Origin of the sequence: Erwinia wuhanensis, assembly GCF_030484085.1 — a bacterium.
In the GTDB taxonomy this organism is placed as follows: Bacteria; Pseudomonadota; Gammaproteobacteria; order Enterobacterales; family Enterobacteriaceae; genus Erwinia; species Erwinia aeris.
The window spans coordinates 666,020-683,135 of sequence record NZ_JAUJUH010000002.1 but is presented as its reverse complement, the minus strand read 5'-3'; the positions used below and the strand labels follow the sequence as shown (position 1 = coordinate 683,135).

The following is a 17,116-nucleotide window of genomic DNA, read 5'->3' as shown; positions in this document are numbered from 1 at the left end:
CCAGGATGCTGACTACGCAACTGAAGTTTCTAACATGTCGAAGGCGCAGATCCTTCAGCAGGCTGGTACCTCCGTGCTGTCAAAAGCCAACCAGGTTCCACAGGGCGTTCTGTCTCTGCTGCAGTAAGCCTTACGCTACAAGACAAAACCCGGCTCAGGCCGGGTTTTTTTATGCATCAAAAAGGTTACGACACGCTTACATCAAAATAGCCGTACGGCTACAGCTCTTATTTGTGGGTAAAAATAAAATGCTGTGGCACTTCATCGCTCAAAATATAATCTTCCTCACCTAATCGTTCGGATTCAAAATTAAACGTTTCCTGTAATGCGCCGCTGAACAGCGCCGTGCTTTGCTCGGTTTTGGCAATAATTAGCGTTTTATCAAGGCCGCCGCCGGTCTGCGTTTCGCTGTATTCGGCCGGAAAGGTTAAATTGCCATACTTAACCGTCATTTTTTCCATTATTTTCCCCTTAAAGCGTTAACCAGAAAAAATTCAGCGTCATAACCTGTTAAAACCTTAGAGCAGCCTGGTTAAAAAGTCACCATGCCACGGGCTCGCCTTTCCGCCTTTCGGGACTCAGATCTTAAAATTGGGTTTATACTTCTGTTTCATTCGCTATTCAGGAGGTCACCTATGTTCATTTCTTATTCTAACGATCCGCGCTTTACCGGCTTGCAGAATCGGATCGAAAAAGATCCCAAAGAGCAGAAAGACAGCCCGGACGATGCGCCAGAATCGGGCGACAAACTTCCCGAATAAATCGCCGCGAGTTTTATCGGATCTGTGATGCAGCGCGGGATCGGTTTGGTGCCAGCCTCTATAGTTAACTGACCCATATGGGGTGATGGAGGTGGCTATGTCTGAACGTCCGGATTACCAGGAACCGGTTCCTGATGACGCTGAATATCCAGCCGATGATGACCATGAAGATATCCCTGAAGGCAGCGATGAACTCGTCGATCCGCTGGAAGATGACGAAGAAATTGATGCACCGCTGGAGGATGACGATCTCGTTGAGTCCGATGATGAAGAGGACGACGACGAGGACAGGTAGGAGGATATCTGATTGAACCCGTGTCGTGAGCCGCCTCCGGAAACTGAGGCGGCTCGCTTTATTGTGCCTTACGCTGAGGCGATCCTTGCAGAAAAGGCAATAAAAGAGCCGGTCTGAAACATAATTAAAAGCAGCGTGCCGGCAATCTTTAAAACTAAGAGCCGCTGGCTTTGCTTAGCCGGGCAGTTGCTCAGCGATATGCCAGTCATAAACGCGCGAACGTTTATGATTTGAATGCAGGTCGTCAGCAGGCAGGCACAAAAAAACCCGGCTGGTAGACCGGGTTTTTTGAGGACCTTCAGAAACCGTTACTGAGCGTTCCTGACCGTTCCCGAATACAGCAAACAAGCTTTGACAATAGCGCGACTGGCGTCGGGGAAATGTAAGAGCTGTGCTGGCGCGCCTTTAACATTCTGACCCGCCCGCGAAATTTTTAGCTATTGATATGCTTCGCAAAACCCTTTCCGTCCCTGCTATTTTCCTGTTTTTAGTCTTGCTGCTGCCAGCCCGCTGTTTGCCCTTTCTCTCCCGTGGCTTCTACACTGGCATGCTTAACAGCGGACGGGAGAACACAAGGTGGAAGAAGAAAGCCTTACGCAAATCTATCATCAGCGCTCGCAGGAAACGCTGCGCATCTGGCGCGATCCGACAACGGCTAAAGCGTACAGCGGCTTCTATCCGGAAAATCTAAAAGCCATCGCCACCGGCATTAAGCCCGCCTTGACCCAGCCGATAAGCGCGTTGCTGGCAGAGCTGCGGGAACAGGTGCTGGACGATCCGCTTGCCGATATCATGCAGCCTGACCATTTTCATCTGACTTTTCTGGCCATTACCCCTTCGTGTTATGACCAACGCCACCAGCCTGAGGGCATTGAGGAGCTAACGCGAATTGCCGCGGCGCACTGCCTGGAAAAAAAGCTTACCGTCCGCGAGCTGCGGCTGGTGGCTTTGCCTAATCAATTACTTATCGCCGGTATAGCGGATGCGACAGATATCACGAGAAGAGAAGCTTTCTGGCAGGCGTTGCAGCATTCCGGCTATGCGGGCCTGTTAAAAGAGAGGTATAGCGGCAGCGCCCGGCCACCGACGTTCTGGCACAGCACGCTGCTGCGCTATAACGCAGCGGTGTTGCCCGAGCGCCTACAGCAGTTTTTTAAAGCGCGTATGAATCAGCGATATGGCGACATTACCGGCACTATTCAGCTGCGTCTGGTGACCTACAACTGGTCGCAAACCGCCGCGTTGTCCTGAGCATGGCGCAAAGGAATGCGATCGTCATCACAACTTCGTGCGCCACAGCCATTTTATCCATGCCTGTGGACTTTTTAACATAACCTCCGGCCTGCGCGAGTCTGTATGTTACCGGCAGACAGGATAAAACCGGGGTTAAAAAAATGTCTTCAATCAATAACAGTATGGTGCTGCCGCAGGCGCGGAAAAACAAAGTCCGGCGGATGAATCTCTTTATTTCGTTTTCGGCAGGCCTGGCCGGGCTGCTGTTCGGGCTGGATATCGGCGTGATTTCGGGCGCGCTGCCGTTTATTACCCAACACTTTACGCTCGACAGCCATGAGCAGGAGTGGGTAGTGAGCAGCATGATGCTGGGCGCGGCAATTGGCGCTATCTGCAACGGCTGGGTGTCGCACCGGCTGGGGAGGAAATATAGCCTGATGGCGGGCGCGTTGCTGTTTATCGTCGGCTCGCTGGGATCGGCGCTGGCGGTCAATCTGGAGGTCCTGCTCGCTTTTCGCGTGCTGTTGGGCGTCGCCGTCGGCATCGCTTCCTATACTGCGCCGCTTTATCTTTCTGAAATGGCGACGGAAAATATTCGCGGCAAGATGATAAGCACCTATCAGCTGATGATCACCTTCGGCATTCTGCTGGCGTTTTTATCGGATACCGCCTTCAGCTACAGCGGCAACTGGCGCGCCATGCTGGGCATTCTGGCGCTGCCCGCCGTTTTGCTGTTCGTGATGGTGATCTTCCTGCCCAACAGCCCGCGCTGGCTGGCGGCGAAAGGCCTGCATGTGGAGGCGGAAGAGGTGCTGCGGATGCTGCGCGATACGTCCGATAAGGCCAGGCAGGAGCTGAACGAGATCCGCGAAAGCCTGAAAATGAAGCAGGGTGGGCTGTCGCTGTTTCGCAAAAACAGCAACGTCCGCCGCGCCGTGTTTCTCGGCATGCTGTTACAGGGAATGCAGCAGTTTACCGGTATGAATATCATCATGTATTACGCGCCGCAGATTTTTAAAATGGCGGGATTCCAGAGTACCCAGCAGCAGATGATGGCGACGGTAGTGGTTGGCGTCACCTTTATGCTGGCGACTTTTATCGCGGTCTTTACTGTCGATAAGGCGGGCCGCAAACCTATTTTGAAAATCGGTTTCTCTGTGATGGCTTTTGCCACGCTGATCCTCGGCTATTGCCTGATGAAAGTGGGGCAGGGCGAAGCCACCATGAACCTTTCCTGGGTGGCGGTCGGCATGACGATGCTTTGTATTGCAGGCTACGCGATGAGCGCCGCGCCGGTGGTGTGGATCCTCTGTTCGGAAATCCAGCCGTTAAAGTGCCGCGACTTTGGCATCACCTGTTCCACCACTACCAACTGGGTAGCGAACATGATTATCGGCGCGACCTTCCTGACCCTGCTGGGCAGCATCGGCGCGGCGGGCACCTTCTGGCTTTATACCGGCTTTAATCTGGTATTTATTGTAATTACTTTCCTGCTGGTGCCGGAAACCAAAAACATTACGCTGGAACATATTGAAAAGAATCTGATGGCGGGGAAAAAACTGCGGGATTTGGGGCAGTAATGCTGCTGCCACGTTGAAAATATTGGCCCTGAGCCGACCAGCTTCAGGGCCGACAAATAGTGTTTATGCTTTATTTATTGCGCTGCAAAGTATTATTAATCTGATTAAATAATCAACCGAAAAAATTACATTGAGAAAGATATTAATATATTTCCATTTGCTTTGTATTTGCTCACATAACGGTGCAATGCTATGTTTCTGCTGAAGAAAATAATTGTCACTCGGCTCCTGTCTTAATTATTGCAATGACCTCGTCAATATCAACGCATAATTTTTTTGTCTGTTTTTCTGCCCGTTAAGCTTGCTGTCACGGCAAAAGCACGACTACCTTTTACAGTGCAGGTTTGCTTTTGTGGAATAAAAAAGACAGGAAGCGCAATGAAGAAAGTTCTCGGCACCTTTTTACCTTTATACAGCACCACGCTGCTGATGCTGTTGGGTTCCGGCCTGCTGACCACCTATGTTTCCCTGCGTCTGGCGCAGGAACAGGTTAGCGGCAGCCTGATCGGCGGTATTATCGCAGCCAACTACATCGGCCTGGTGATAGGCGGCAAGGTAGGGCATAACCTCATCGCGCGGGTGGGGCATATTCGCGCCTATGTCTCCTGCGCTGGCATCATTACGGCTTCCGTGCTGGGACACGGGCTGACGGAATGGCTGCCTGCCTGGATAGGACTGCGGCTGATTATCGGCCTGTGCATGATGTGCCAGTATATGGTGCTGGAAAGCTGGCTGAACGATCAGGCGGAGCCGGGCCAGCGCGGTCTGATTTTTGGTTTCTATATGGTCGCCACCTATCTGGGACTGTCGTCCGGTCAGATCATCCTGATGACCCAGGCGGCATCCGGTAGCGCAAGCCTGCTGATTGTGGCGCTTTGCTTCGCGCTTTGCCTGGTGCCTATTGCGCTGACCACCCGTACCAACGCGCAGCCAATGTCGCCCGCGCCAATGGAGCTGGGCTATTTTTTTCGCGCTATCCCTCGCATCCTGCTGATTACGCTGGCGACCGGCATGGCCGTTGGCGCGTTTTACGGCATGGCACCCGTTTACGCCAGCCAGCTTGGGTTTACCACGCGGCAAACCGGCTTATTTATGGCCATTACGATTTTCGCCGGGCTGGTGTCGCAATTCCCTTTGAGCTGGCTCTCCGATCGTTTTAACCGCCATCGTCTGCTTTGCGGTACCGCGCTGCTTTATTCGATAACGGCGCTGTTGCTGACGCTGCCGCTGCATTTCACTTTCATCTGGGTGACCGGCGCGGCATTTATCACCAGCATGATGCAGTTCTCGCTTTACCCGCTGGTGGTGGCGATGGCTAACGACAGCGTGGCTCCGGAAAGGCGCGTTTCGCTGACTGCCTGCCTGCTGATGGCATTTGGCGTTGGTGCCTGCATCGGGCCGATGATCACCGGCGCGCTGATGCAGCCGCTGGGCGGGCATATGCTCTATCTGTTTTTCGCGCTTTGTGGCGTAATAATTGCGGTAATGAGCTGGCACCGTAGCGAAATCCAGCAGGAAAATGCCGAAAATCCTACGCCGCATGTCGCCGTACCGGACAGCCTGGCCAGTTCACCGCTGGCCGTCGCGCTGAATCCCTCGCTGGATGAAGAGGAAATTCAGGCGGCAATGGTTAACAGTGAAGAAGATCAGGCCGAAGCGACTTCTTAAAAGCGCTAATCCACCGGCGGTGCCCCGGCATCGCCTTATTGGAATTAATTTTATTTATATGGAATTTTTAAGTTAATAAAATGCGTTAATTCTGGAATGTAAAAATGTTTATCTTTCCTGATATAGCACTAATAAAAAATATTATCAGGCGTTAACTTTTTGAGGGGTGTTGTTAAGCGTTTTTTGTAATTCAAATAGCATTTTGAAAGTTAGTTATTGAAATATAAAGCGCTATTTTATTGTTTATAAATTTAGTGTGGTAGATCCCATATTGCGAAAATAATAAATGGATAGTTAATTTAGTCGCTATATTTTATAGTGGCTCTGTTTCTGACAGAGATAAGGAGCGTCAATGGGAAAATATTTATCATTTCGCGGAAAAGTCTGGCTGAAGATTGTGCTGGGCTGTCTGATATTCTGGATACTGTTGCTGCTGTGGGGGATAGCTTAATGGCTACGCTTCCTGAAAAATCATGCCTGAAGGGCTGGAAAATGAATCAGCAACAGCAACGTTTTCTGGAGTCTTTCTTTCCTGAGGAAGAGGAAAAACCAAAACCGGCCGCAGAGGAACCCACCCTGAACATGGCTGAAAAACGTCCTGCAGCAAAGCGGTGAGCTTCAGCCGGAAAGGGCGCGGTGTTCAGGCCGATTTACGCCGCCGCAGCAGGATCTGTTTGCGGGTAAAGAGGCGGGTCATCACCAGGGCAAACAGCGCGAACAGGCCGCCTATAGCGGTGGTTTCCAGACGATGGGTGGCAACAACAATTTGCGACGTTCCCAGGCTGGCGATCATAAACACCACCATCATGGTGACGATAAAGGCAAAGACGAAATAGGATTTAGCGATCAGCGAATAGGACCAGGTAAAGGCGGCGTAACCAAACAGCATAAATCCGCCTATCAGGTAAAGCGGAGCGTCACACAGATCGATAAGCGCCGCCGCCGCAATACTGCCCATCAGCGTGCCTGATACGCGCGCGCGCACCCGCGACAGCGAGTCCCGATAGTTGTTACGCAGACAGATTAACAGCGTCATGCCCGCCCAATAGCCGTTTTTCAGATGGAAAAATTCCACGCCGGAGAGCGCCAGCCCCATCGCCATTAGCGCAAAGAAAACCGACCATTGCAGATGGATTTTGTGTTTATATTTGCCTGTTGTGACGCGTAAAAAACGCAGCCAGGCGCGCGGATAAACGTCTTTCAGATAAAAAGGGTAGCGGCGGAACACCAGATAGAGGAAAAACATCTGGATCAGACCGCCAGCGCCAACCAGCATAGCCCGATCGGCGGCGTGCTCCGGCGAACCGGCAAAATAACCGGAGACCAGCCAGGCGATCGACCATTGCAACAGCATCCACCATGCGCTGTCATCCACGTTCGCCATCGTCACGTAAACGGCCGCATAAAGCATGGCTCCGGCAATATAGAGCGGCGTGATGTTGCCCGCCAGGCAGCCCAGCGCTGAAGAGAGCGCCACCCCCAGCGTGGTGGTAAACAGCAGCGAAAAAGAAGATCCGCCCCAGGTTTTATTCGCACCGAACGCCAGCGTCAGCGCGCCGCTGGCAACCAGGCCTGCGGCCTGCACCTGTCCGAAGGTAAAGCCGGTCAGATAGATAACGAGCAGCGCGGGCAGGCAGCAGAGGCCCAGCAGTAAATCATGTCGCGGCAGGGGAATTAAACGCATGCGGTAGCCAAATGTCCTTGTAGCTAATAACGAAAGCAAGCATAGCGCAGCACGGCTGATCTGCTATAAATTCCAGTAAATTCATGGCAATGCTTCTGATGCCGTCGCTGATGCCGGGCCGCAGGCTTGCAAAAGTTCACGCGACTGATTACGCTCAACGGCCTGAGGCGATGGCGTGCCGCCTTTCCCAACCGCCCCGCTCATAAGGGGCTGATGACGCCTGACAACGCTCTCTTTTAACCAGCAGGAGTGCGCGTCGGGCTTCTTACGCAATCCTCGTCACTCTATTGAGGAAGATGATGTTTAAACCTCTGCTTGCTGTGATTATCGGCGGTTCGGCCGGTTGCGTTATTCGCTGGCTGCTGGCCGTCCGTCTTAACTCGTTGTTTCCAAATCTGCCGCCGGGTACGCTGCTGGTGAATCTGCTGGGCGGATTTATTATCGGCGCGGCGATGGCGTGGTTTTTACGTAATCCGCAGCTTGATCCTGCCTGGAAGCTGCTGATCACCACCGGCCTGTGCGGCGGCATGACCACGTTTTCCACCTTTTCGCTGGAAATTGTTACGCTGATGCAGGCGGGAAACTATCTGTGGGCGATGATTTCCGTATTAACGCACGTGGTTGGTTCGCTGCTGATGACGTTCGCCGGCTTCTGGCTTATCACTTTAGTGATGGGCTGATGGGCTGATGGGCTGATGGGCTGATGGGCTGATGGGCGCACCAGCCCGAAAACCGTATTACTGCGGCGGCTGTTCCTCATCCTCATCGCTATCGAAAGCTAACGCGCTGGCGCTGGCGGCATCAAACAGCGACAGGCTCTCAATCTGACTGAGCAGAATAACTTTACGGAACGCCATCGCGGATTTCGGTTCCGAATCCAGCGTAATATTATGCTCCGCATACCACTTGCTGTAGTTGTGTTCTACGCATAGATTCAGCGTCTTGCCGTCACGATAGCCGCTCAGCATCGGGATCAGCACAATATTAGCGGTATTCTCGATCTCATAGGAAGCCGTATGGATCATACCGATATAGATGCGGCGCGATTTGAGCGTCACCCAGGCCAGCTCGCCTTCTTCCATGCACTGAAACAGAATGCCTTCAACGCCGTTAGAGCGTGAAAGTTCTTTATAAAGCTTTTTGCGGCCCTTGCTGTTCAGCCTGGCGCTGCCGGACCAGTTAGAACGGTAAAGACAAAAGGCGACGGCAAAAGAGAGCATCACCACAACTGGCGCCTGGATACCGAGAAAGCTCCAGTTCATAAATTCCATTTGCCAGTTGTGGTGATGACCGCCCGTAAGCTCAGGCATGATGTTCAGCAGGCTGGAGCAGGCGAGCAGAAAGAGCCAGATTAGCCCGGTGGCGATCACGCCCTGCAAGACAAAAATACAGCCGTAAAGGGCGACCAGAAAGTAGACGTCCCAGCCAAAAGAACGCTTGATTTTAAAGCGGGTGGAAAGGTCGCGACTGGTGTACCAGTAGCCGCAAACCATCAAAACCATAAATATCGCCGTTCCCATTTCAGGCCTCTTTATTTGTTTACCTGCCGTGCAGGCTCAGAAAGTTTCCTTTGTCAGAAAGTTGTGCGCCATCCCTGGCGCCTCGATTAGTTGTCCGTTTGCGGCGCAGGATCGTCCTGGAGATGCTTTTTAAAGTGCTTCTCGATCTGTTCCAGCGTTTTTCCCTGCGTTTCCGGCGCGAACAGCACCGCAAAGATGCCGCCGGCGATACCGATAGCGGCAAAGGCAAAGAAGGTGTTGGTCAGGCCGAATTTTTCCAGCAGCGTCGGGAAAAGAAACGCGATGGAAAAGTTCGTCATCTGCATGGCGAAAACGGAGATGCCGTTAGCCATCCCACGGATACGCATCGGAAACATTTCCGACAGCAGCAGCCAGGTGACCGGCGACAGCGCGCCCTGCTGGAAGCAGAGGAAGATCAGCATGCCGGCCAGCACCAGGTAGCTGCGCAGCACGTCCGGATGACCATCAACCGTTTCCGGCATCAGCCAGGTCAGCAGCCCAATCGCCAGCAGCGTGCAGGTACAGCCAATCTGGCCGGTCAGCAGCAGCGGACGACGGCCAAAGCGGCTCAGCAGCATAATTCCCACGAAGGTCATAATCACGGAAATGACGCCGTTAGCGATGGTCGCCAGCAGCGAGGCGTTAGTGCCCAGGCCGGTCGCCTGCAGCATGGTTGGCGCATAGAACATAATAGTATTTACGCCGGAAAGCTGTTGCAGCATCGCCACGCCGATACCCAGTGCGACCAGGCGCTTCATCCAGGTCGAAATCGTCTTTTTACGACGGGCGTTTTTCTCGCTTTTCGAGGACATCGATTTACGGATCTCGCCCATTTCTTTCTCTACCACGCGCGAATGGCGGGTGCGCTCCAGCACGTCGCGCGCCTCACGGTAGCGGCCGTGCATTGCATACCAGCGAGGCGTATCCGGCAGGAACAGCATCCCGACCCACAGCACAACTGCCGGAACGCAGGCTACGCCCAGCATCCAGCGCCAGGTGGTTTCGCCGCCCCAGACTTCGTTAATCGCGGCGTTGCTGGTATAGGCGATCAGCTGGCCAGAAACGATCATCAGCTCCTGAAGCGTCACGAACTGCCAGCGGCGATTGGCCGGCACGATTTCCGCAATATACACGGGAACGATAGCCGCCGCGCCGCCTACGGCCAGGCCGAGGATAAAGCGGAAGGTGATCATCATCTCCACGTTTGGCGCGGTGGCGCAGCCCAGCGAACCGGCCATAAAGATCACCGCCATCACCAGGATGACTTTTTTACGACCAAAGCGGTCTGCCACGCGCCCGGCGAAGATGGCGCCGATGGCGGAACCCAGAATTAAGAAGCTGGTGACCATCCCGGTGGTCAATGACGTTAAATGCAGGTCGTGCTTCATAAAAAGCAAGGCGCCCGCAATCACCCCGGTATCATAGCCGAACAGTAAACCGCCAAGCGTCGCGATAAACGCGATCACTTTTACCAGGGGTTCGGTCGGGGTACTCGTTTGAGTGCCGGCTGTCCCGCCGTTTGATGTCTGATTCACAAGTTACTCCCTTGCCAACGTTATTATTGTGATAATGATGTGATAAGCATCACAAGATTAAATCTACTCCACGCCGGGCATTTAGCCAGGCGAAACGGGAAATATAATTGCTTTTGCCCAGGGAAAATGGCCATCTTGCTTATAAAATGCGCTAAAAAGGAAGAAAGTGGATCAGAATGCAACAGAAGGTGCAGCCAGCGGCGTTTCAGTTTGCTCGTTTCTGAACGTAATGGTAATTTCTGGGATAATTTATTGCGGGGAGTAATGATGAAGCAGCTGGTTATCGATATCTTAATGAAGATGGCTAAAATTGAAGTTGATGCAAAAGAGCTGACGGCGCAGGTAGAAGCGCAGTCGCTGCTGGTGGCGGCGCTGCTGCTGACGGCCGGAAAAGGCGATGGCGCATCGACGATTTCAGACAACATCCAGAACGCCATCGTGGCGGCCACGACATCCGGCGAAAGCTTTTTGCAGTCGGATATCGATCTGTTGTTGACCCATATTAATCGACTGCTGGCGGTGACGCGCTACGTCGATGAAAAAGCCGAGGCGCAATAGCCTCTCCGCGAGGAAAAGTGATGGCTGAACAGGAACGTCGTTTGCCGCTTCCGCCCTTTACGCGTGAAACGGCAGCAGAGAAGGTACGCCTGGCGGAAGACGGCTGGAACAGTCGCAATCCGCAAAAAGTGGCGCTGGCCTATACCCTGGATACGCAATGGCGTAATCGGGCGGAGTTTATTCATGGCCGTCAGGAAGCGGAGGCTTTTCTGAGCCGTAAATGGGCGCGCGAGCTGGAGTATCGCCTGATTAAAGAGCTGTGGGCTTTCACGGACAACCGCATTGCGGTGCGCTATGCCTACGAGTGGCATGACGATTCCGGCAACTGGTTCCGCTCTTACGGCAATGAAAACTGGGCGTTTGATGACAATGGCCTGATGACCACGCGCTATGCCTGTCTTAATGACCTGCCCATACAGGAAAGCGAGCGTAAATTTCACTGGCCGCTGGGCCGTCGCCCGGATGACCATCCCGGCCTGAGCGAGCTGGGGCTCTAGCGCCGAGGCAAACCAGAAGCGGGCAGCCTGGCTCAGGCCGTCTGCTTCTGGGCTGTTCTGAGTCGCCTGACGGGCGCCGCATGCAAGCTCAACCAATACCTGCCTTCTGCGTTAACATTCATGGCTTTTGAAGAGCCATCCTCACCTTTGCCACTAAACGCCCAAAAAGATTGTCTTACGGGTTTATATCCGTCGTTTCGCTGTCATGGTTGCGATAGACCTCGCCGCACAGTAATACGGCGGAAGGGCGGCGTTCATGAATACGCTCTGCCATGCGCTCACAGGATGCGCGCGTCGGGAAAATATGTTCGGACACCGGTAAAGCGTCACAGGCGTCGTGGCCGCAGGCGCTAACCAGTAAAACGAAGCCGATTAACATTGTTCCCTCCGTAATAAAACCACATCAGTCCCAAAGTATAGGCGAAAAGCGAGGCGGCCGACGAATGTCAGCTGGCGATGCGGTACAGCCATGGGGTTGAAAAGCGAGGCGGACGTTAACTAAAAGCCGGCCCTTTATGACTAAAAGGCCGGCTGCGGACTAATGAGCCGTGGTGGAGGTGGTCGTTGTGGTGGTTCCCGTGTTCGAACCGTCGCCGCCGCCGCCCATGGTCGCCAGAGCGATACCGAGCAGCGCGCCGACCGCGCCGACGCCAACGGCGTTGGAGTTACCGTCAGAAAGCGTGGTCGCTTCACTGCCGGCGGCGACGCCCGCGGCGGCTGGTGCTGGTGCGGCAAAAGCGGCATGGCTGCCCGTCATCATCAGGAACAAAGCCAGCGCGGTGATTTTTTTCATTATTTTTATCCTCAGGCGTTATACAGGTGTTGTTGGCGGAAAGCTTAGTTTTAATCCTTTGCGTTGCAAATAGCCGCAAAACAGCCTTTTTGATTATTTTCTGTTTAAGAATGGCGTAAACAGATCCAGTAATTAACAGAGTATGGAAAGTAAAAAAGGCTGGCGCAGAAAGCGCTAAAGCTGGCGAGTGCCAGACAGTAAGAGGTGAAAAGGTAAAACTACAGAATAATCTTAATGCGCCGGGCGGCGATAAAACGATCGGGTCTGGTCATAAATCAGATCCGCTTTATTCCAGAGTTTTGGCGCAAATTTAAGAATAAACGACGGCATAAAATCCTGGTTGTTAATCGCTGTTGCGACTTAAGGTAAATTTCGGCCCGAAAAATTGTGTGGCGATATTATTTCTCGTTAATAAGTATGACTAAAAGATGACGAACAGGCGCCCGGTGGCTGATTTCATTGAAAAAAGCGAAAAATAGCGACAGCATAACGATAACCAGTTTAAAAGACTGAGAGATGGCAATCTCCCCAGCTTCTGCCAGACTTAAAATTTACCGGCAACAGGAGGAGACGATGAGTACAGATCACGATTTACTGGCTTCGAGCGATGAAGAAGTGTGCACCATTATTGGTAAAGCGGTGGTTGACCTGAGCATAACAGGACAGCCTGTTAATAAGGCCACGCTGGCGCTTAAGCTGTTGGCGATGGCGGATCAGGACAGCGATGAAGAGCGAATTTTACTCTACTGGATTGCGCGCAGAGCAATCAATCAGCCACACAGATTTGCCGCAGCCAGTTACTGACGGTCCGTGGCGCACCGGTAGTTTGCCGGAAGAACGGCCGCTTTCCGAGGCGGCCGTTCTTACTGCTTCAGGCGATCAGGCAGGACGCCCGGGGGATGTATCGCGCAAGCAGCCAATGCGGCGTACGCAAGGGAGCCGTCGGAACATCAGGTAATACGACGTACCCAGGGGATCTGCCGTAGCAGCCAGGTAATAGCGGCGGAAATAGCGAAGCAGGCCAGCGCGACGGCCGGAATGGTCAGCGCGGATGAATAGCCTTCAAATTCGATATGCAACAGATGCAGCAGCGACTCCAGCACCATCAGGTGCACAAAGAAAATCCCCAGGCTCAGCCGCGATAGCCCGTGGATAAGCCGTATGGCGCGCTTGCTATAGTGGAAGGGCGCATTCAGCAGCATAAAGAAGCAGGCCAGTGAAACCACCACCAGCGTCGGCGCGGAGTAAAACAGAAAAATGGCGTTAGGCGCAAAAGTGCTGATTGAAAGCGAATAGGTCATTACCGACGTTAACACCGCAGACAGAATAAAGATAATGCCTGAAATCAAGACCTTGGGATTGATATCAAAACGCCTCGCCACGCCGCCGATAATATAAAAACCGGACAGATACACCACCATATCAATATTGCTGGGCGCCGGAATGGCGTGGCCTTCCAGCAGGTTCGCCTTAACGTTATCAAACAGCATATAAACCGAAGCCAGCACAAACCAGACAGTAACGGTGTAATTAACGCGCTGCTGGCTACCATTTTGAATAAATGTATTCAGCAACGGCGTCACCAGATAAAGCAGGATCATCGTATAGATAAACCACATATGCGGATAGGCGGGCGTGCTCAGCAGCTCCAGCAGGCTGACCGGTGAAGTATCCGCGTTAACTTGTTTATTATAAATAATATAAATAACGGACCAGACAACCAGCGGGATTACCAGATCCAGCACGCGCGTTTTTAACGTACTGAGCAGCGACTCATTTTTATTAAGAGAAACGTAGCCGGCAATCAGTAAGAAGAGGGGAAAAGCGATGCGCCCGAGCGCTTCATACATCACGGACACTGACCAGGCCAGATGGAAATAGCTGAAAGGAACGGCCGCCGTATGTAGCAGAACAACCAGATAGGTGGCCACCAGCGTCAGCAGCTTAATATTCATTTTTTTCAACACTTAACTCCTTGTCAGGAAGCGTAATCAGACGCGAGCAGTCAGATTATAGCCATTCGGCTAAAGGTAACATACTCCGTCGTACAGACGTATCTCCGGACAGGAAAAAAGCGTTCAGATCTGGCGCCTGGCCGCCTCGCCGTTAGCGTATCAGCGCGAAGCCGATGGGGCGTAGTGCCTGGCCGCCTTGCCGTTAGCGTACCAGGGCAAAGCCGCTCAGATGTGGTGCGTCGCCGCCTCAATAGTTAGCGTGCCGGGGCAAAGCTGGTCAGGCTTGACGAGGCGATATTCGGCCTGGCCCTGGTGGATATACATGCAGGCACGTCCTGCGGATCCGCCATCCTGCTCCTGAGAGAGCGTCAGCGTGACCTGCTGCGCCGGCGCGTTCAGCGGCAGCAGCACGGTAAAAAGCGCTGGCACGGCCAGAGTAAGAAAAGTGTTCGATCCATTCATCATAAACAGCCAGAAGTTAATAGAAGAGGCCCGGCTCTGCTTTTGTGAGGCACTGCCAGTGATAAGCTATGACGGTAGCGTCCCGACACGGCGACCTGCAAGCTTTCACGCATAATATCGGACGAAGCCTGGTCAAATCAGCTGGAAAACTCTTAATATAGCTGGAATCAAAATTTTTGCCGGTTTTGCAAAGAAAGCTCATTAAATATCAACAGGTTTTGATAAGCAGGAAAGCAAATTATTTTCTTTTCAGGGCCAGCGTAATATGAAAAAGGATTAGAAGAGAGGAAATTTGGCTTAGAGGGAAAAAATTGCCTCGGGAAGTGGGAAACCCTACTGCACTTCCTGAGGCTATGCAAATGCATAATACGTTACGCACGGGAATGTAGACTTTTTTAACGCCTTGTACAAGTTTTATTTAATCCTGTACAACTTTTCGTTAATGCATAGTTATGCAGTGGCAATAAACGTGCTATCTGAGGGATCGTGCGAGACAGGATCGCGATCGATCGGGATCGAAAGCTGGCGACAACGCGTGACAAGTAGCAACAGCCGAAAGCCGATACGGCACTGGAAACAGAGAAAATATTCTGCCGAAAAGAACGAAAGTTGTTAAAATTACTCTTTACTCTTTTTTCATGGAAGCCGCTATGTCATCAGAAATTGCTCATCCTTCAAGCAGCCCTAAACAGGCCGCGCTCCAGCTGGTTATTGAACTGGTTCGCGCCGGTAAACTCAGCCCGTTACAGGGCGATGCGTCGAACATGATCTCTATTTACGAGCAGTTCAAAACGCATTTTGAGTCCGACAAGCACAAGCACTCTGCCGACTCCGCTATCTCCTGATATCCCGGCGGGCGGTAAACCGCCCGCTTCGCGCCTAAATCTTACTTACCGCGTCGTAGTACAGCATATTCACGCCGATGCTTTGTTGTGCGCCCTGTACGTTGCTGCGTAAGCCGACCAGCTTCTGCCCCTGAAGCGTCACCACGTAAGGCGAATCCTGCTGGATCTGCGTTTGCAACTGCTGATACAGCGCGTTGCGCTTCTGTACGTCGCTCTCGGCCGCCGCGGCCCGCGTTTCCTGGCTCAGCTGCGGGATGTCCCAGCCCAGTCGCCATGCCAGCGTTTTCGGCCCGCCCGGCACGTTATAGGCAAAGGCGCTGGCGTTGGTGTTGGGATCGATATAGTCCGCGCCCCAGTAGATAAAGATCGACTGAAAATCACGTCCGCGCATTTTGCCCCACAGCTCGGCTTCCGCCACCGGCTGAATATCAAGCTCAATATCCGCTCTGGCAAAGCTGGCCTGTAGCGCCTGCGCCACGTCGGTGTAAGGCGGCTGGTTAACGATGGTCAATGAAAAGCGCGTGCCGGGCTTGATGCCGCCCTGAGATAAAATGGCTTTAGCCTTCGCCAGATCGTAATGAAAGGGCTGGTTTTCCAGCGCGCCGTCGAAACCCTGCGGCAGAAAGCTCTGATGCACCTGATATTGCCCTTTCAGCAGCTGCTGTGAAATAGCCTGATAATCCACCAGCCAGCGCGCCGCCTGCCACAGCGCCGGATTGCCTAAGGCGGGCTGCTGCTTATCCTGGGTATTGAAACCCAGATAGTAGACAAGGCTGGAAGGGAAGCTGGCAACGGTGACGCCCGGCTGGTTTTTCAGCGCCGCAAACTGATCGGCCCCTAAATCATAGGCGACATCGGCATCGCCCTGTTGCAGCAGCAGACGACGCGAGCCGGCATCGGCCACGCCCTTCAGGATCACTCTTTTCAGCTTCGGCGCCGGGACAGCGTGCGTGTTCTCCTCCAGCACCAGCGCCTGCTGCGGCACGAAGTTGCGAATGCCGTAGGCGCCGCTGCCGGCGGAGTGGGTACGCAGCCAGCCGTTGCCGTAATCGTTGCCGCTGGCGTGCTGTATAGCCAGCCTGCGGTCAACGATGGAAGCCACAGGCGCGGTCAGCAGACGCAGCGCCAGATCGCGGCCGATAGCGGCAGGCCAGCGGATTTCCACCTGATTGTCACTGCGGCGGATCAGCTGCTGGTCTATATTTTCCGGCGTCCAGCCGAACTCGGCCAGGATAAACGAAGGCGTCTTATTCAGCTTGACCACGCGGCTCAGCGACCAGATAACATCGTCGGCGGTGACCGGATTGCCGCTGGCGAAGGTCGCGCCCGGCTTCAGGGTAAAGATCAGGCTGTGTTCGCTGCCGCCCGGCTGCCAGGATGTCGCCAGCTGCGGCGCCAGTTTAGTGGGATCGTTGCGATCGGCATCGACCAGCTTCTGATAAAGGTTGATCAAACTGCTGCTGCTGACGGTTTCAAAACTTTCCGCCGGATCGAAGCTGATAATGCCGTCCAGCGGAATGGCTACGATTAACGTGTCGGCGGGCGTAGCGGCGTAAGCCTGCGCGGCGAACAGGCTGGCAAAAAGAACGGAGGCAATCTTGCGCATCGGCATATCCTGAAGAGAGAGATATCAGGACTATAGGAGGAAAAAAGCGGCGGGGAAATGCGAATTCCGGCAAGGGTTAGCAGTTTAAGAGATTAGCCAGATCAAGCGCTTATGGCTGAACACC

21 protein-coding genes and 1 riboswitch are annotated in these 17,116 nt (G+C 53.3%); of the genes, 12 read left to right on the top strand and 9 right to left on the bottom strand.

What is annotated here, in order from left to right; all coding sequences use genetic code 11:
- Window positions 1-127, top strand: a 127-nt coding sequence (locus QZH36_RS07765; RefSeq protein WP_301729716.1) for a flagellin, incomplete at its 5' end; no start/stop codon positions are given.
- Between the two features lie 100 nt (window positions 128-227).
- Here the strand turns inward: QZH36_RS07765 and QZH36_RS07760 are convergent.
- A complete protein-coding gene (locus QZH36_RS07760) occupies window positions 228-461 on the bottom strand; it encodes a hypothetical protein (RefSeq protein ID WP_125288333.1) in 234 nt (77 codons plus the stop codon).
- A gap of 174 nt (window positions 462-635) precedes the next feature.
- Between QZH36_RS07760 and QZH36_RS07755 the strand changes: the two genes are divergently transcribed.
- From QZH36_RS07755 to QZH36_RS07730, 6 genes are all read left to right on the top strand, one after another.
- Window positions 636-761, top strand: a complete 126-nt coding sequence (locus tag QZH36_RS07755) for a hypothetical protein (RefSeq protein ID WP_301252258.1) — start codon at window positions 636-638, stop codon at window positions 759-761.
- 97 nt (window positions 762-858) lie between these two features.
- Entirely contained in the window at window positions 859-1,056 is a 198-nt protein-coding gene (locus QZH36_RS07750) for a hypothetical protein (protein ID WP_301252260.1), read from the top strand.
- Between the two features lie 576 nt (window positions 1,057-1,632).
- The gene (locus QZH36_RS07745) at window positions 1,633-2,307 is read left to right on the top strand and encodes a hypothetical protein (RefSeq protein WP_301729915.1); all 675 of its coding nucleotides are present in this window, start codon (window positions 1,633-1,635) and stop codon (window positions 2,305-2,307) included.
- Between the two features lie 143 nt (window positions 2,308-2,450).
- Window positions 2,451-3,869 (top strand): sugar porter family MFS transporter, encoded by a 1,419-nt coding sequence (locus QZH36_RS07740; RefSeq protein ID WP_253455139.1) that lies wholly within the window; start codon window positions 2,451-2,453, stop codon window positions 3,867-3,869.
- Window positions 3,870-4,247: 378 nt separating this feature from the next.
- Window positions 4,248-5,537: an MFS transporter gene (locus QZH36_RS07735; protein ID WP_253455138.1), complete on the top strand. Its 1,290-nt coding sequence runs from the start codon at window positions 4,248-4,250 to the stop codon at window positions 5,535-5,537.
- Between the two features lie 450 nt (window positions 5,538-5,987).
- Window positions 5,988-6,152: a hypothetical protein gene (locus QZH36_RS07730; RefSeq protein ID WP_301729914.1), complete on the top strand. Its 165-nt coding sequence runs from the start codon at window positions 5,988-5,990 to the stop codon at window positions 6,150-6,152.
- A gap of 25 nt (window positions 6,153-6,177) precedes the next feature.
- Here the strand turns inward: QZH36_RS07730 and QZH36_RS07725 are convergent, their stop codons facing one another.
- Entirely contained in the window at window positions 6,178-7,221 is a 1,044-nt protein-coding gene (locus QZH36_RS07725; protein ID WP_301729913.1) for an FUSC family protein, read from the bottom strand.
- A gap of 157 nt (window positions 7,222-7,378) precedes the next feature.
- Window positions 7,379-7,451: riboswitch (Fluoride riboswitch) on the top strand.
- 69 nt (window positions 7,452-7,520) lie between these two features.
- Between QZH36_RS07725 and crcB the strand changes: the two genes are divergently transcribed.
- Window positions 7,521-7,901, top strand: coding sequence for a fluoride efflux transporter CrcB (crcB, locus tag QZH36_RS07720; protein WP_301729912.1), 381 nt, complete (start codon window positions 7,521-7,523; stop codon window positions 7,899-7,901).
- A 57-nt stretch (window positions 7,902-7,958) separates the two neighbouring features.
- Here the strand turns inward: crcB and QZH36_RS07715 are convergent, their stop codons facing one another.
- Both QZH36_RS07715 and QZH36_RS07710 read right to left on the bottom strand, forming a co-directional pair.
- On the bottom strand, window positions 7,959-8,741 hold the full coding sequence (locus QZH36_RS07715; RefSeq protein WP_253455134.1) for a hypothetical protein: 783 nt from the start codon (window positions 8,739-8,741) through the stop codon (window positions 7,959-7,961).
- A gap of 86 nt (window positions 8,742-8,827) precedes the next feature.
- Window positions 8,828-10,276 (bottom strand): sugar porter family MFS transporter, encoded by a 1,449-nt coding sequence (locus QZH36_RS07710; RefSeq protein WP_253455133.1) that lies wholly within the window; start codon window positions 10,274-10,276, stop codon window positions 8,828-8,830.
- Window positions 10,277-10,543: 267 nt separating this feature from the next.
- On the opposite strand from QZH36_RS07710, the gene iraP reads away from it, so the two are divergent.
- Both iraP and QZH36_RS07700 read left to right on the top strand, forming a co-directional pair.
- The gene (iraP, locus tag QZH36_RS07705) at window positions 10,544-10,834 is read left to right on the top strand and encodes an anti-adapter protein IraP (protein ID WP_253455132.1); all 291 of its coding nucleotides are present in this window, start codon (window positions 10,544-10,546) and stop codon (window positions 10,832-10,834) included.
- 20 nt (window positions 10,835-10,854) lie between these two features.
- Window positions 10,855-11,331 carry a nuclear transport factor 2 family protein gene (locus tag QZH36_RS07700; RefSeq protein WP_253455131.1) on the top strand — a complete coding sequence of 159 codons (477 nt, stop codon included), beginning with the start codon at window positions 10,855-10,857 and terminating at the stop codon, window positions 11,329-11,331.
- 175 nt (window positions 11,332-11,506) lie between these two features.
- Here the strand turns inward: QZH36_RS07700 and QZH36_RS07695 are convergent, their stop codons facing one another.
- Window positions 11,507-11,710 carry a hypothetical protein gene (locus tag QZH36_RS07695; RefSeq protein ID WP_253455130.1) on the bottom strand — a complete coding sequence of 68 codons (204 nt, stop codon included), beginning with the start codon at window positions 11,708-11,710 and terminating at the stop codon, window positions 11,507-11,509.
- 159 nt (window positions 11,711-11,869) lie between these two features.
- Window positions 11,870-12,124 (bottom strand): exopolysaccharide production protein YjbE, encoded by a 255-nt coding sequence (gene yjbE / locus QZH36_RS07690; RefSeq protein ID WP_301252269.1) that lies wholly within the window; start codon window positions 12,122-12,124, stop codon window positions 11,870-11,872.
- A gap of 573 nt (window positions 12,125-12,697) precedes the next feature.
- On the opposite strand from yjbE, the gene QZH36_RS07685 reads away from it, so the two are divergent.
- Entirely contained in the window at window positions 12,698-12,928 is a 231-nt protein-coding gene (locus tag QZH36_RS07685) for a hypothetical protein (protein WP_125288345.1), read from the top strand.
- Between the two features lie 146 nt (window positions 12,929-13,074).
- Here the strand turns inward: QZH36_RS07685 and QZH36_RS07680 are convergent, their stop codons facing one another.
- Window positions 13,075-14,091, bottom strand: coding sequence for an acyltransferase (locus QZH36_RS07680; RefSeq protein WP_367652765.1), 1,017 nt, complete (start codon window positions 14,089-14,091; stop codon window positions 13,075-13,077).
- A 213-nt stretch (window positions 14,092-14,304) separates the two neighbouring features.
- Window positions 14,305-14,544, bottom strand: a complete 240-nt coding sequence (locus QZH36_RS07675) for a hypothetical protein (protein ID WP_253455129.1) — start codon at window positions 14,542-14,544, stop codon at window positions 14,305-14,307.
- Between the two features lie 647 nt (window positions 14,545-15,191).
- On the opposite strand from QZH36_RS07675, the gene QZH36_RS07670 reads away from it, so the two are divergent.
- Complete coding sequence (locus QZH36_RS07670; RefSeq protein ID WP_125288348.1) at window positions 15,192-15,386, top strand: hypothetical protein; 195 nt, start codon at window positions 15,192-15,194, stop codon at window positions 15,384-15,386.
- A 34-nt stretch (window positions 15,387-15,420) separates the two neighbouring features.
- Here the strand turns inward: QZH36_RS07670 and QZH36_RS07665 are convergent, their stop codons facing one another.
- Window positions 15,421-16,992 (bottom strand): ABC transporter substrate-binding protein, encoded by a 1,572-nt coding sequence (locus QZH36_RS07665; protein ID WP_301729909.1) that lies wholly within the window; start codon window positions 16,990-16,992, stop codon window positions 15,421-15,423.
- Window positions 16,993-17,116 lie beyond the last annotated feature (124 nt).